The sequence below is a fragment of the Pantoea sp. SS70 genome (assembly GCF_029866845.1).
Classification (GTDB): Bacteria; Pseudomonadota; Gammaproteobacteria; order Enterobacterales; family Enterobacteriaceae; genus Pantoea; species Pantoea leporis.
Genome location: NZ_CP117199.1, coordinates 1,290,292 through 1,304,341, shown reverse-complemented (window position 1 = coordinate 1,304,341; position 14,050 = coordinate 1,290,292). Strand labels below are relative to the sequence as shown.

At 57.5% G+C, this 14,050-nt stretch carries 13 protein-coding genes and 1 riboswitch; of the genes, 5 read left to right on the top strand and 8 right to left on the bottom strand.

The annotated features are described in order from the left end of the window. Both moaB and moaA read right to left on the bottom strand, forming a co-directional pair. A complete protein-coding gene (gene moaB / locus PO881_RS05990; protein ID WP_101763177.1) occupies positions 1–516 on the bottom strand; it encodes a molybdenum cofactor biosynthesis protein B in 516 nt (171 codons plus the stop codon). Positions 517–533: 17 nt separating this feature from the next. Continuing rightward, a complete protein-coding gene (moaA, locus tag PO881_RS05985; RefSeq protein WP_137385410.1) occupies positions 534–1,520 on the bottom strand; it encodes a GTP 3',8-cyclase MoaA in 987 nt (328 codons plus the stop codon). Beyond that, a riboswitch (molybdenum cofactor riboswitch) is annotated at positions 1,510–1,645 on the bottom strand. Its footprint overlaps the gene before it by 11 nt. A gap of 195 nt (positions 1,646–1,840) precedes the next feature. Between moaA and yvcK the strand changes: the two genes are divergently transcribed. Beyond that, positions 1,841–2,743, top strand: a complete 903-nt coding sequence (gene yvcK / locus PO881_RS05980; RefSeq protein WP_280172601.1) for a uridine diphosphate-N-acetylglucosamine-binding protein YvcK — start codon at positions 1,841–1,843, stop codon at positions 2,741–2,743. A 115-nt stretch (positions 2,744–2,858) separates the two neighbouring features. On the opposite strand, the gene uvrB is transcribed toward yvcK, so the two are convergent. Beyond that, entirely contained in the window at positions 2,859–4,880 is a 2,022-nt protein-coding gene (gene uvrB, locus PO881_RS05975) for an excinuclease ABC subunit UvrB (RefSeq protein WP_101763180.1), read from the bottom strand. A gap of 901 nt (positions 4,881–5,781) precedes the next feature. Between uvrB and PO881_RS05970 the strand changes: the two genes are divergently transcribed. Then, positions 5,782–6,498 (top strand): ATP-binding cassette domain-containing protein, encoded by a 717-nt coding sequence (locus PO881_RS05970; RefSeq protein ID WP_110865765.1) that lies wholly within the window; start codon positions 5,782–5,784, stop codon positions 6,496–6,498. Between the two features lie 39 nt (positions 6,499–6,537). On the opposite strand, the gene bioD is transcribed toward PO881_RS05970, so the two are convergent. The 4 genes from bioD to bioB are packed head-to-tail and all read right to left on the bottom strand — an operon-like array spanning position 6,538 to position 10,128. After that, positions 6,538–7,209: a dethiobiotin synthase gene (gene bioD / locus PO881_RS05965; protein ID WP_280172600.1), complete on the bottom strand. Its 672-nt coding sequence runs from the start codon at positions 7,207–7,209 to the stop codon at positions 6,538–6,540. Beyond that, positions 7,206–7,961 carry a malonyl-ACP O-methyltransferase BioC gene (gene bioC, locus PO881_RS05960; protein WP_280172599.1) on the bottom strand — a complete coding sequence of 252 codons (756 nt, stop codon included), beginning with the start codon at positions 7,959–7,961 and terminating at the stop codon, positions 7,206–7,208. The genes bioD and bioC overlap by 4 nt, the downstream gene beginning before the upstream one ends. Beyond that, complete coding sequence (gene bioF / locus PO881_RS05955) at positions 7,945–9,096, bottom strand: 8-amino-7-oxononanoate synthase (RefSeq protein ID WP_280172598.1); 1,152 nt, start codon at positions 9,094–9,096, stop codon at positions 7,945–7,947. The genes bioC and bioF overlap by 17 nt, the downstream gene beginning before the upstream one ends. Further along, on the bottom strand, positions 9,097–10,128 hold the full coding sequence (gene bioB / locus PO881_RS05950) for a biotin synthase BioB (RefSeq protein ID WP_192236606.1): 1,032 nt from the start codon (positions 10,126–10,128) through the stop codon (positions 9,097–9,099). Between the two features lie 88 nt (positions 10,129–10,216). Here bioB and bioA point away from each other — a divergent pair, with 88 nt between their 5' ends. Both bioA and PO881_RS05940 read left to right on the top strand, forming a co-directional pair. Next, positions 10,217–11,512, top strand: a complete 1,296-nt coding sequence (gene bioA / locus PO881_RS05945) for an adenosylmethionine--8-amino-7-oxononanoate transaminase (RefSeq protein WP_280172597.1) — start codon at positions 10,217–10,219, stop codon at positions 11,510–11,512. Positions 11,513–11,542: 30 nt separating this feature from the next. After that, positions 11,543–12,019 carry a kinase inhibitor gene (locus PO881_RS05940; protein ID WP_280172596.1) on the top strand — a complete coding sequence of 159 codons (477 nt, stop codon included), beginning with the start codon at positions 11,543–11,545 and terminating at the stop codon, positions 12,017–12,019. Between the two features lie 60 nt (positions 12,020–12,079). Here PO881_RS05940 and pgl read toward each other — a convergent pair whose 3' ends face one another. Next, positions 12,080–13,075 carry a 6-phosphogluconolactonase gene (gene pgl / locus PO881_RS05935; RefSeq protein ID WP_192236609.1) on the bottom strand — a complete coding sequence of 332 codons (996 nt, stop codon included), beginning with the start codon at positions 13,073–13,075 and terminating at the stop codon, positions 12,080–12,082. Between the two features lie 148 nt (positions 13,076–13,223). Between pgl and PO881_RS05930 the strand changes: the two genes are divergently transcribed. Further along, positions 13,224–14,042, top strand: coding sequence for a pyridoxal phosphatase (locus PO881_RS05930; RefSeq protein ID WP_280172595.1), 819 nt, complete (start codon positions 13,224–13,226; stop codon positions 14,040–14,042). Positions 14,043–14,050: the final 8 nt, after the last annotated feature.

The following is a 14,050-nucleotide window of genomic DNA, read 5'->3' as shown; positions in this document are numbered from 1 at the left end:
TTACAACTTCTTCAAATGTGAGACGAAATTACACGGACGCGTACGCGCATCCAGCTGATCTTCGATAATGCGCTCCCAGGCGCTGCGGCAGGCGTTGGTCGATCCCGGCACGGCAAAAATCAGCGTCTGATTGGCTAATCCAGCCACCGCGCGCGACTGCAGCGTCGAGCTGCCGATCTCTTCATAGGAGATCATGCGGAACAGCTCGCCAAAGCCTTCGATTTCGCGGTCCAGTAGCGGCAGCAACGCTTCTGGCGTGCTGTTTTTGCTATTGAAACCGGTGCCGCCGTTAACGATCACCACTTGCACATCGTCGCTGGCAATCCAGCGCGATACCGTGGCGCGAATGCGATAGCGGTTATCTGGCACAATCGCGCGATCAACCACCTGATGCCCGGCTTCCGCCAGCGCTTCACGCAGATAATCGCCCGATGTGTCATTGCTGGCATCGCGGCTATCCGAGACGGTCATCACCGCCACATTTAAGGCGACAAATTCGCCGGAAGGTTTACCCATGGCCGTAACTCCTGTGTTTAGCCACCAATAAAGGAGAGATTTTGCGTGATGCCGGTGTTGCCCTGATGCAGGAAATGCGTCTGCTTTTTCTGTCCAAGGCTGTGCGCAATGCGCGCCTGCAACTCGTCTTGCTGATCGTCAGAGGCCAGCAGATCGCGCAGCGACACGCCGCCGTCACCAAACAGGCACAGATGCAGATTGCCCAGCGCCGAGACGCGCAGGCGGTTGCAGCTGGCACAGAAATCTTTCTCGTACGGCATGATCAGGCCGACTTCGCCCTGATAATCGGGATGACGGAACACCTGCGCCGGACCGTCGCTGCGGCCGCGCGACTGGCGTTGCCAGCCTTGCAGGATCAGCTGATCGCGGATTACTTCACCGGAGATGTGATGACGGCGGAACAGATCGCTGCCTTCACCGGTTTCCATCAGTTCGATAAAGCGCAGTTGAATCGGTCGCAGGCGCAGCCACTCGAGGAAGGTGCTGAGGCTGTGGCTGTTCACATCGCGCATCAGCACGCTGTTGACTTTCACTTTCTCGAAACCGGCATCAAAGGCGGCGTCGATTCCCGCCATCACCTCGGCAAATTTGTCCTGGCCGGTAATGGCGTAAAACTGGCGTGCGTCGAGGCTATCCACGCTGACGTTGATATGGGTGAGACCGGCAGCGCGCCAGGCATGTACGTCACGCGCCATGCGATAGCCGTTGGTGGTCATCGCGATCTGGCGAATGGCGGCGTTTTCACGCACTGCAGCGATGATGTCGGTGAAATCACGCCGCATGGAGGGTTCGCCGCCCGTCAGGCGCACTTTTTCCGTGCCCGCCGCCGCAAAGGCACGCGTCACGCGACGAATCTCATCCAGCGAGAGAAAACTTTTATTGTGCGTACCGTTCGGCTTATAGCCGTTCGGCAAACAGTAGGTACAACGGAAGTTACACACATCCGTGACCGACAGGCGCAGATAGTAAAAGCTGCGCGCATAGGCATCTGTAAATTGTGGCACCTGAACACCTTTCCAAAGTCGGGAGATGCAGTCATTTCTTTCTGCACCCTGGCAGCTCAAGGCTGCGGCCTGGCTTCCATATCTATAGCGACTTAGGAAACCAGGCTTGGGAGTTTGTTGTCATTATGGACAACACGGTTAAAACGAATGGTAGCGCGATTAACGGTTAGCATCCATGAGTGATTTTCGCTATATATCTTGATGCATAACGTTTTTTCACCGCATTTTCGCGACAGGATACGGTAAAATGCACCACAGATATTGATGCACATCAGTTCAACTACGCCTCAACGCGAGGACGTCAGTGACAAAGGAGAAACATGAATCGAACCCTGGCAGATTTGGATCGCGTAGTGGCATTAGGTGGCGGACACGGTTTGGGCCGCGTGATGTCGGCGCTGGCACCGTTAGGTTCGCGCCTGACCGGCATCGTCACCACCACCGATAACGGCGGATCCACCGGCCGCATTCGCCGCTCGGAAGGCGGCATTGCGTGGGGCGATATGCGTAACTGCATCAATCAGCTGATCACCGAACCGAGCGTCGCCACCGCGATGTTTGAGTATCGCTTCACCGGCAATGGCGAGCTGGCCGGACACAATCTCGGCAACCTAATGCTGAAGGCGCTTGATCATCTCAGCGTGCGCCCGCTGGAAGCCATCAACATCATCCGCAATCTGCTCAAGGTCGATGCGTTTCTGATCCCGATGTCGGAACAGCCGGTCGATCTGGTGGCGCAGGATGGCGAAGGCAATATGGTGTACGGCGAAACGGCAATTGATGAGATGAAGCAGCCGCCCCAAGAGTTGATGTTACATCCGAATGTGTTGCCAACCCGTGAAGCTATCGAGGCGATTGGCGAAGCGGATTTGATTCTGATTGGCCCCGGCAGCTTCTACACCAGCCTGATGCCGATTCTGCTGATTGAAGAGATGGCGCGCGCGCTGCGCCGTACGCCTGCCACCATGGTGTTTATCGGCAATCTGGGCCGCGAACTGAGCCCAGCGGCAGCTAGCCTGAATGTGGCCGATAAGTTGGCGATCATGGAGAAAGCGATTGGCAAGCGGGTGATTGATGCGGTGGTGGTGAGTCCGGCCGCCGATATTCGCGGCGTGGAAGAGCGTTTAATTATTCGCGAACCGCTGGAGGCCGCCGACATCAAATATCGCCATGACCGCCAGCTGCTGCGCATCGCGCTGGAACACGCGATTCAGGCCGTTTAATTTCCAGGTGCGCATAAATGCGCACCCTATGAAAACCACGCTGAATTCCCGTAGGATCGCCATTTATGGCGACCTGGTTACAACCATCACGATTATGGCGACCTGGATACCACGATCACGAAGCCGCAATAAACAGCTCGCGCAATTGATGCAACTGATCGCGCACGCTGGCAGCCTCTTCAAACTCCAGATTCTGCGCGTGCTGCTGCATCTGCCCTTCCAGCTCGTGAATCTTCTTCTGCATCGCCTGCGGCGTAAGCGCCATATAGTTGGCTTCCGCTTCTGCTGCGGTACGTGAGGCGGTTTTGCCTTTACCGCGCGTTTTCACTACGTTTTTGCCGAGCTCAAGAATATCGGTGATCTTCTTGTTGAGCCCTTGCGGCGTAATGCCATTCTCTTCGTTGTATTTCTGCTGCTTCTCACGACGACGCTCGGTTTCGCCCATCGCGCGCTCCATCGACGGCGTGATTTTATCGGCGTAGAGAATCGCCCGGCCATTGATGTTACGCGCGGCGCGACCAATGGTCTGTATCAGCGAACGCTCCGAACGCAGGAAGCCCTCTTTATCGGCATCAAGAATCGCCACCAGCGACACTTCCGGCATATCCAGACCTTCTCGCAGCAAGTTGATGCCAACCAGCACATCAAATTCGCCAAGACGTAAATCGCGGATGATCTCCATACGTTCCACAGTATCGATATCCGAGTGCAGATAGCGCACCTTCTCGCCGTGCTCCACCAGGTATTCGGTAAGATCTTCCGCCATACGCTTGGTCAGCACAGTCACCAGTACGCGCTCGTTAATCTCAACACGCTTGCGGATTTCCGACAACAAATCGTCAACCTGCGTCGCCACCGGCCGTACTTCCAGAATCGGATCCAGCAGGCCGGTTGGACGCACCAGCTGATCGATCACCTCACCACCCGATTTTTCCAGCTCGTAATTGCCCGGCGTGGCCGACACGTAAATGGTTTGCGGAGCGGCTGCTTCAAACTCTTCAAACTTCATCGGACGGTTATCCAGCGCCGACGGCAGGCGGAAACCGTACTCCACCAGCGTCTCTTTACGCGCGCGGTCACCACGATACATGCCGCCAATCTGCGGAATGGTGACGTGCGATTCGTCGACCACCAGCAAGCCATCCGCCGGTAAATAGTCGAACAAGGTCGGCGGCGGCTCGCCCGGTCCGCGCCCGGAGAGATAGCGCGAGTAGTTTTCGATGCCGGAGCAGTAACCCAACTCGTTCATCATCTCGAGATCGAACTGCGTACGCTGGGAAATACGCTGCTCTTCCAGCAGCTTATTGTTCTCCAGCAGCACTTTGCGGCGCACCACCAGCTCATCTTTGATCTCTTCCATCGCCTTAAGAATGCGCTCACGCGGCGTCACATAGTGCGTTTTCGGATAGACGGTAAAGCGCGGGATCACCGAATCAATCTGCCCGGTGAGCGGATCAAACAGCGACAGCCGCTCAACTTCTTCATCAAACAGCTCAATACGCAGCGCAATGTCGTCCGATTCCGCCGGGAACACATCAATCACTTCGCCGCGCACGCGGAAGGTGCCGCGCTGGAAGGCCTGATCGTTGCGGCTGTACTGCAGCTCCGCCAGACGACGCAGAATGCTGCGCTGATCGATAATCATGCCGCGCGTCAGATGCAGCATCATTTTCAGGTAGAGATCGGGATCGCCCAAACCGTAGATCGCCGAAACCGAGGCCACGACGATGACATCACGGCGCTCCAGCAGCGCTTTGGTCGCCGACAGACGCATCTGCTCAATGTGCTCATTCACCGAGGCATCTTTTTCGATAAAGGTGTCAGAACTCGGCACATAGGCTTCAGGCTGATAGTAATCGTAATATGAGACGAAAAACTCCACCGCGTTATCCGGGAAGAACTCCTTCATCTCCCCGTAGAGCTGCGCCGCCAGGGTTTTATTTGGCGCCAGCACCATCGTCGGGCGGTTGAGGTCGGCAATCACATTCGCCACGGTAAAGGTTTTACCTGAGCCGGTCACGCCCAACAGCGTTTGATGCGCGAGTCCATCTTCCAGTCCCTCTTCGAGACGGCGAATCGCCTCAGGTTGATCCCCTGAAGGCTTGAAAGCGGAGTTGAGTTTAAAGACTTTGCTCATGTTTTAGCGGTTCCAGCAGATGAAGTCGGCGGGCAGGCTGCTAATTCTACTCTGCTATGGCGAATTTGCCAGAAAAAAATACTGGACATAATCACAGTAACCTTGCACGATAATGGCACCTGACGGCGATTCTCTTCAGTGCAATTTAAGCGGCAGGCGGCAAGTTGTTGTTGCGCAATGTTATCCCCAGGCGGAGGATGCTTTTAACATTTGTCAATAGAGTGTCATTAAATTGCAGTCCGATGACAAGGCAGATAATTCGCATGCTTGATTTTAACTAACCTGCTGTTTTAATTCACTTTGACTCAAAAGCCCAGTTTCTCATCATAATGTAGGAAGGCCGCGAATTTACTCGCTTCCACACGGTTTTCAGTCGCTAATGCACAAGGTTATCCACAGTAATGGTGGATAAGTGAATCCAGCCCCGAGCCCATCAGCTGTGTATAATTTTCTCCCGCCCATTCTTAAGCGTGAAAAAAAATTTTTTCGCATTTATTTTTCCCGCCGTGCGTGTCGCATTCCCCCCCTTTTTCCGGCTTTACCTTCCCGTGCCCGGCGAAAAGTCAGGCGTTAAGGCCATTTATTTCTCCGGTTATTGCCTTACGAACGATCAAATGCACCAGAAACGTTAAGCAGTCAGCACCGTCAAAGTGCAGTCGGTTTATCACCGCTGGCAATTGTTAAGCGTTTCTCAACTTTTAGCCGCTGATTTGTCAGGTTTCCGCCGCAGTTGCGCCTGAATTGCTAAACTGGCCTGGGAATTGCAGTGTTAGCACTATGGAGTGACGAGTCCATATCGGCGCTTGCCGACGACAGCGGTGTCCATCAATCGTGCACGACTGTATGCCAGACGACACAGAGCGGGAGCATTCAGGCTAATAATCTGGAAGGAGTATGTCAGATGCTGAGTTTACGTTCGGTGAATCAGTTTTACGGTCAAAATCACATTCTGTGGGATGTCGATCTCGATCTGCCGCCGGGCACCTGTACCGGCGTGCTGGGCAGTCCCGGCATGGGCAAAACCACGTTGGTGAACTGCATTATGGGCCGCCTGCCAATTAACAGTGGCTCAATGACCTGGCAGGAAGATGGCGCGCCGCCGGAAGATTTACTGTTGCAACCGGCCGAACTGCGCGCGCGCACCGGCATTGGTTATGTGCCGCAAGGACGGCATATTTTCTCGCAAATGAGCGTGGAGGATAACCTGCTGATCGCCCTGATGGCGGCACAGGACGATCGTAGCCGTGCCATTCCGGAAATGGTGTTCGACCTGTTCCCGGCACTCTATTCATTGCGCCATCAGCGCAGCGGCGAGTTGCCAATGGAACAGCAACAACATTTGGCCCTGGCGCGTGCGCTGGTGCTGCAACCCAAGCTGGTGATTCTGGATGAGCCGACAGAAGGGATGTCGCCGTGGCTGGAAGAGGAGATGGGCAATCTGATCCGTCGTTTAAACCGTGAGTATGGTTTAACCATTCTGCTGCTTGAGCAGCACGTCTCGTTTGTCCGCCGCGTCGCCGATTATTTCCTGCTGCTGCATCGCGGACGCAATGTGGCGCACGGCAAAGTGGCGCAGCTGGATGATTTGACGGTGAATAAGTGGCTGACCGCAAGGTGAAGATGTAGCCAGGTCGCCGTGAATGGCGACCCGGGTTATTTATTGCGGCAACGTCAAATAACGCCCGCACTCGGCCTGCTGCGCCTCATCGCGCAGGTGCGGAATCTCACCGAGGAACGGCGCATCAATGCGCTGACGCAGCGTAGCCATATACTCCTGATGGCGTTTGCCCGGCGGCTGAATATCATTGGCAATCCAGCCCGCAAGGCGCAATTCGCGCGCTTTAACCGCTTCGGCGGTGAGCATGGCATGATTGATGCAGCCTAACTTCACACCCACCACCAGAATCACCGGCAGCTGCTCGGCTTCCACCCAATCGGCGTAAGTTTTCGTCTCCGACAGCGGCGTAAACCACCCGCCTGCGCCTTCGACTAACACCCATTCTGCCTGCTGCTCCAGCGCGCGCAAGCCCGCTGACAGCGTGGCAAAGCTAATCGGCCTGCCCTCTTCCGCGCTGATGATATGCGGCGAGGTCGGCTCGACAAACGCCAGCGGGTTCACCTGCTCGTAGCTTAACGACAAGGTGCTGTAGCGCTGCAACGCCAGCGCGTCGCTGTTGCGAATGCCTTGCGGCGTGATTTCGCAGCCGGATGCCACCGGCTTATAGCCTGCGGTGCGTAAACCGGCGGCGCTTGCCGCCTGCAGCAGCGCGCCGCTGGCCACGGTTTTGCCCACTTCGGTATCGGTTCCGGTAATAAACCAGCGTGTCATTTGCTTAAAACTCCATACATCAGGTGATAACTCAGGCGATAACCGGACTCGTCCTGCGGCCAGCGCTGCTCAAGCTGTGCCAGTTGGGAACGCGTTAGCACGCTGGCGCCGCGACCATCGTGCAGGTGCGTGGCCCCAATGCCTTTCAGCGATCGCATAGCGCTGAGCGCACTGGGAAAATGCAGGGTGATAACCTGCTGCTGCACGGCGATCGGCAGCGTCGCGGTGGCCGCATGAAACTGGGCAGCGCTGAGGAAACGGTTGGCGTGCCGGCGACCATCCCGCTGCGCCCACGCGTGATGCACTTCGTGCAGCGAACCGTCGAGCAGCGTGGAAAACAGCACCGTGCCGCCCGGCCGCGTGACGCGCAAAAACTGCAGCAGCGCAGTATGCAAGTCGCTGCTCCACTGCACCGCCAGATTGCTCCACACGCCGTCAACGCTGGCGTCCGGCAGCGGTACCGCATCGATATCGCCCAACAGATAGTGCTGCGCCGATTGCTGATCGCGCGCGGTTTGCAGCATGTTGGGCGACAGATCGAGCGCCGTCAGCGTGCGCCCGCGATCGCGCCAGTAGCGGCTATACCAGCCGGTACCGCACCCGGCATCCAGCAGGTGCGGACCAAAACCAGCGGGCGCCAGCGCCAGCAGCGCATCGCCGCTCAGCCGCTGTAACTGCGCGTGCTGCTCGTAATGGGCAGCCGCACGACCAAAAGCCTGCGCCACGGCCTGTTTGTTAACCTGCAGCGTCATACAGAGCCTCCAGCAAACGATCAATGTCATCGGTGTGATGTGCAGCGGTAAGCGTGATGCGTAGCCGCGCGGTGCCCGGCGGCACGGTTGGTGGCCGAATCGCACTGACCCAACAGCCGGCCTGCGCCAGCCGCTGCGACAACGCCATTGCCGCGCTGTTTTCGCCAACGATCAGCGGCTGGATGGCGCTCGCAGAATCGACCAGCTGCCACGGCAAATCCGCCGCAGCGGCGCGGAAACGCGCAATGTGGCTGTGCAGTTTTTCGCGCAGCGCATCACCTTGCTGAATCTGCCTCAGTGCCGCCAGCAGCGCATAGCACTGCGCCGGTGGCATCGCGGTGGAGTAGATCAGATGGCGGGAAAACTGCTCGACGTAATCAGCGGTGGCGTCATCGCACAGCAGCGCCGCGCCGCTGACGCCAAACCCTTTGCCGAAGGTAACGATCAGCAGTTCCGGTTTGACCTGCTGATGCCAGCAGCTGCCGCGCCCTTGCGCGCCGGTCATGCCGATACCGTGCGCATCATCCACCAGCAGCCAGCCGTTGCCGCGCCGCGTCTCTGCGGCGATCTGTGTTAGCGGAGCGCTGTCGCCGTCCATGCTGAACACGCCTTCGGTCACCACCAGCGTGCCGCCTTCCGACGGCGTTGCCAGCAGCTTCGCCAGGCTTTCCGGCTGATTATGGGCAAAACGGCGCAGGCTCGCCGGGCTGTGGCTGGCGGCATCCAGCAGTGAAGCGTGCGCCAGCTTATCGGCGAAGATGCGATCCTGCTTTTCCGCCAGCAGATGGATCACCGCCTGATTGGCGGCAAACCCCGAAATAAACAGCAGCGCGCGCGAATAGCCCAGCCAGTCCGCCAGCTCCGCTTCGAGCTGCGCATGGTGGCGGCTGTAGCCGGTCACATGCCCGGATGCACCCGCGCCAGCACCCGTCTCGGCCGCGCCCTGCTGCCACGCGGCAATTACCGCCGGATGCTGGCTCAAGCCAAGATAGTCGTTGCTGGAAAAGTGACGATAACGCTGACCCTCCAGCGTAATTTCCCGCACGCTGTTGTGCTCAACGCGACGCCGTAAACGCCAGCCATCCGCGGCACGCCGCGCCGTCAGCGCCTCGTCGATACGTTGTGACCAGCCCATTTACACCGCCGCGTTGTAGAACTGCTCGGTATCCGCGTGCAGCAGCTGCTCGCTGAGCTGATGCTGCTGCTCATTGTCACCCGCCGTTGTCGCGGTGTGCTCCGGATTCAGGCCCAGTTTGCGGAACAGAATCAGATCCTTGTCCTCTTCCGGATTTGGCGTGGTAAGCAGTTTGCAGCCGTAGAAGATGGAGTTAGCGCCGGCCATAAAGCACATCGCCTGCGTTTGCTCGCTCATCTGTTCGCGTCCGGCAGAAAGACGCACATGCGACGAGGGCATCATGATGCGCGCCACCGCGATGGTGCGAATAAAGTCGAAGGGTTCAACATCGTCGTTATCGGCCAGCGGCGTGCCTTTGACCTTCACCAACATGTTGATCGGTACGCTTTCGGGCGGCGTCGGCAGATTCGCCAGCTGCACCAGCAAGCCCGCACGATCTTTCACCGTTTCACCCAGACCCACAATGCCGCCGGAACACACCTTGATGCCCGCGCCGCGCACTTTATCCAGCGTATCCAGACGTTCCTGATAGCTGCGCGTGGTGATGATGTTGCCGTAAAACTCTGGCGAGGTGTCGAGGTTGTGGTTGTAGAAATCCAGTCCCGCTTCGGCGAGGCGCTGCGCCTGGTCGCCATCCAGCGTGCCAAGCGTCATGCAGGTTTCCATGCCCATCGCTTTCACGCCTTGCACCATCTGCTGAAGGTAAGGCATGTCGCGCTCGTGCGGGTTTTTCCACGCGGCGCCCATACAGAAACGGCTCGATCCCGCCGCTTTGGCTTTGCGCGCCGACTCCAGCACCGCGTCCACTTCCATCAGACGTTCCGATTCCAGCCCGGTTTTGTAGCGCGCGCTCTGCGGACAGTATTTACAGTCTTCCGGACAGGCGCCGGTTTTGATTGATAGCAGCGTGCTGACCTGCACCTGGCGTGGATCGAAGTGTTGACGATGCACTTGCTGCGCTTCAAACATCAACTCAAGGAAAGGTTTATCGAAAAGTGCCTGAGCTTGTGTCAGTGTCCAGCGGTTTGCCATTGCTTACTCCAGAAAAAGGGGGTTCATCCCGACGATTAACGTGGTTATACTTGTAAACTAAATCTTTTTAAAATTGTTTACAACTCACATGTTCACTCAGGACGACCTCAACTTTGACCGCCAGCATATCTGGCATCCCTACACGTCGATGCGCGATCCCCTGCCCTGTTATCCGATTGTGGCGGCGCACGGCTGCCAGCTGCAGTTGGCCGACGGACGTGAACTGGTGGACGGCATGTCGTCGTGGTGGGCGGCAATCCACGGCTACAACCATCCGCGTCTCAATCAGGCGCTGCAGCAGCAAATGACGCAGATGTCGCATGTGATGTTTGGCGGCATCACCCATCCGGCGGCGGTGGAACTGAGCCGCCAGCTGGTTGCCATGACGCCTGACGCGCTGGAGTGCGTGTTCCTCGCCGACTCGGGTTCGATCGCCGTCGAAGTGTCGATGAAAATGGCGCTGCAATATTGGCTGGGTCGCAACCAAACGCGACAGAAATTCCTTACGCTGAAGCGCGGCTATCACGGCGATACTTTTGCCGCGATGTCGGTGTGCGATCCGGAAAATTCGATGCACAGCCTGTGGCGCGGCTATCTGCCGGAACATCTGTTCGCCAACGCGCCGCAGTGCGCTTTCGATGACGCGTGGAACGAGGCCGATTTTGCCGATTTTGCGCAGCTGGTGGAAATCCACCATCGGGAGATTGCGGCGGTGATTCTGGAGCCGATTGTGCAAGGCGCTGGCGGGATGCGTTTCTACCATCCGCGCTATCTGCAGCAGGTGCGCGAGCTGTGCGATCGCTACGGTTTGCTGCTGATTGCCGATGAGATCGCCACCGGATTTGGCCGCAGCGGCAAGCTGTTTGCCTGCGACCATGCGGGTATCACGCCGGACATTCTCTGCCTGGGCAAAGCGCTGACCGGCGGCACCATGACGCTCTCCGCCACGCTGACCACGCGTGAAGTCGCCGACACCATTAGCCGCAGCGCAGCGGGCTGCTTTATGCACGGCCCTACTTTTATGGGCAATCCGCTGGCCTGCGCGGTGGCGGTGGAAAGTCTGAAGATGATCAATGAAGGCGGCTGGATAACGCAGGTGGCGCACATCCAACAGCAGCTGCGCACCGAGCTGCTGCCGCTGCGCCGTCATCACGCGGTGGCCGATGCGCGCGTGCTGGGTGCGATTGGCGTGATCGAAACCCATCAGGCCGTGAACATGGCGGCGCTGCAGCACTTCTTCGTTGAACGCGGCGTGTGGATTCGTCCGTTTGGGCGCTTGATCTACCTGATGCCACCTTATCTGATTTCTGCCGCCGAACTGACGAAACTAACGCAAGCGGTCGGTGCGGCACTGGATGTTGCGGCGCATTTCCACCATGATTGAGGGTTCTGCACAACCATAAAAGGAGCGATCATGCGCGTAGTTAGCCAGGATTTTAACGACGGCGATAAGATGCCAGAGCGACACGTTTTCAATGGCATGGGTTACCAGGGCGACAATCTGTCACCGCATCTGGCGTGGGATGATGTACCGGCAGGCACCAAAAGCTTTGTTGTCACCTGCTACGATCCTGACGCGCCTACCGGTTCCGGCTGGTGGCATTGGGTGGTAGCGAACATTCCGGCTGACGTTACCGTGTTGCCGCAGGGTGCCGGTTCCGGCGTGGCGGACTTGCCGGAGAGCGCCATTCAGACGCGTACCGATTTTGGCCAAACCGGCTACGGCGGCGCAGCGCCACCGCAGGGCGAATCCCATCACTACATCTTTACGGTGCATGCGCTGGATACGGATAAAATTGACGTGGATGAAGGCGCGAGCGGCGCGATGGTGGGCTTTAATGTGCATTTCCATGCGCTGGCCAGTGCGTCGATTACGGTGAAGTACGCGTAACAGCACAGAATCGCGCTGTTAGAAAATATGCCTGCCTGTTTGATCAGGCAGGCATTTTATTTATCCCAATTGGTGGATAACCACCCACATTGGGCCTTGTCCTACCGCGTAACGCGCCAGCGGATTAAGCAGGCCGCGTTCCTGAATCTTATACACTTCGATGTGGTGCGATTTCTGTCCCGCCGCTACCAGATATTGACCGCTGTGATCAATATTGAAGCCGCGCGGCTGGGTTTCAGTTGGCTGGTAGCCTTCAATCGCCAGCACCGAGCCATCTTCACTGATGCTAAACACCGTAATGGTGCTGCTGGTACGGTCGCAGGCATAGAGGAAACGGCCATCCGGCGTGATGTGGATGTCCGCCGCCCAGCGCGTGTCGCTGAAATCTTTCGGCATCATATCAAGGCTCTGCACGCGCTCAACCTGGCCGTGCACATTGTTCAGCGCCCAGACATCCACCGTGCTATCCAGCTCGTTCACCACGTAGCCATATGCGCCGTTCGGATGGAAGGCCATGTGACGCGGACCGGCACCTTCAACGGTGGTGACCTGCGCTTGTTCACGCGGAGCCAGGGTGCCGTCTGCGTTCAACTGATACAGGCAGATGCGGTCCTGCTTCAGTGCCGGTACAAACAGCGTTTGGTTATTCAGATCGATATTGGCGGAGTGGCAACCGTCTAACCCGCTGATCACCTGAACTGGCGCTTGCGGCAAACCATCGCTGCCAATCGGGCTAATGCTGACGCAGGCATCGTTGTACGAACCGCAGAACAGATAATTGCCCTGACGATCGGTGGAGATGTGGGTTGGGCTGCCCGGCAGCGGTGCTTCACCGGCGAGGCTCAGCGTGCCGTCGGCCGCAATGCGAAACGCCAGCACGCGAAAATTCGGACGCACACCGACATAGAGAAAATCTTTCTTCGGGCTCACCACCATCGGCTGCACCTGGCCGGCAACATCTGTTACCTGCAATAACGTCAGTGCGCCATCTTCCTGCAACTGCCAGGCATGAATCTGCTGGCTCTCGGGACTGGCGGTATACACGACTTGTTTCATGCGTTTTCCTTATTCGCTGCCTGATGAAAGGGATAACTGTAGCGCGTTTCATTTTGTCGCGCTGGATTCATTTGTGCCCTGTTTTTTGTCTCAGGGCCGCTGCCGGGTGTAGACTCAATGCTTTGCCAACTCCCGGACGGAAAGTGTAATGAGCTACCGCGTAATCGCCCTTGACCTCGACGGCACCCTGCTAACCCCGAATAAAACCATTTTGCCTGAATCCATCGAAGCGCTGGCCCGCGCGCAACAGGCGGGCGTGAAAGTGTTGATCGTTACCGGTCGCCACCACTGCGCTATCCACCCTTTTTATCAGGCACTTAAACTGGATACACCCGCAATTTGCTGTAATGGCACCTATTTGTATGATTATCCCGCGAAACAGGTGCTGGCCGCCGATCCGCTGGATAAAAGCAAAGCTGCTCGGGTGATTGAGATGCTGGATGAAGAGAACATTCACGGTCTGCTGTATGTCGATGATGCGATGCTGTACCAAACGCCAACCGGCCATGTGACGCGTACGCTTAACTGGGCGCAATCGTTGCCGGAAGCGCAGCGTCCGCTGTTCCTGCAGGTGCCAAGCCTGGCGCAGGCGGCGATTAAGGCTGATTCGATCTGGAAATTCGCGCTGTCGCATCCCGACACGCGCGCGCTGCAGCAGTTTGCCGAACGCACCGAAGCCGAACTTGGTCTGGCGTGTGAATGGTCGTGGCACGATCAGGTGGATATCGCCAAAGGCGGCAACAGTAAAGGCAAGCGTCTGGCGCAGTGGGTTGAGAGTCAGGGCTTTGGCATGCAAGACGTGCTAGCGTTTGGCGACAACTACAACGATCTCAGCATGCTGGAACAGGTGGGGTTGGGCGTGGCGATGGGCAATGCCGATGACGCCATCAAAGCGCGCGCCAAAAAGGTAATTGGCACCAATCTGGAGCCGGGCATCGCCGAAGTGATCTATCAAGAGGTTCTGTAACCGTAAGA

Excerpts from the sequence above, each read along its gene's own strand:
- bioB (WP_192236606.1), bottom strand. The coding sequence starts at position 10,128 with ATGGCAAACCGCTGGACACTGACACAAGCTCAGGCACTTTTCGATAAA.
- bioD (WP_280172600.1), bottom strand. The coding sequence starts at position 7,209 with ATGACACGCTGGTTTATTACCGGAACCGATACCGAAGTGGGCAAAACC.
- PO881_RS05970 (WP_110865765.1), top strand. The coding sequence starts at position 5,782 with ATGCTGAGTTTACGTTCGGTGAATCAGTTTTACGGTCAAAATCACATT.
- bioF (WP_280172598.1), bottom strand. The coding sequence starts at position 9,096 with ATGGGCTGGTCACAACGTATCGACGAGGCGCTGACGGCGCGGCGTGCC.
- PO881_RS05930 (WP_280172595.1), top strand. The coding sequence starts at position 13,224 with ATGAGCTACCGCGTAATCGCCCTTGACCTCGACGGCACCCTGCTAACC.
- moaB (WP_101763177.1), bottom strand. The coding sequence starts at position 516 with ATGGGTAAACCTTCCGGCGAATTTGTCGCCTTAAATGTGGCGGTGATG.
- bioA (WP_280172597.1), top strand. The coding sequence starts at position 10,217 with ATGTTCACTCAGGACGACCTCAACTTTGACCGCCAGCATATCTGGCAT.
- yvcK (WP_280172601.1), top strand. The coding sequence starts at position 1,841 with ATGAATCGAACCCTGGCAGATTTGGATCGCGTAGTGGCATTAGGTGGC.
- PO881_RS05940 (WP_280172596.1), top strand. The coding sequence starts at position 11,543 with ATGCGCGTAGTTAGCCAGGATTTTAACGACGGCGATAAGATGCCAGAG.
- pgl (WP_192236609.1), bottom strand. The coding sequence starts at position 13,075 with ATGAAACAAGTCGTGTATACCGCCAGTCCCGAGAGCCAGCAGATTCAT.
- bioC (WP_280172599.1), bottom strand. The coding sequence starts at position 7,961 with ATGACGCTGCAGGTTAACAAACAGGCCGTGGCGCAGGCTTTTGGTCGT.
- uvrB (WP_101763180.1), bottom strand. The coding sequence starts at position 4,880 with ATGAGCAAAGTCTTTAAACTCAACTCCGCTTTCAAGCCTTCAGGGGAT.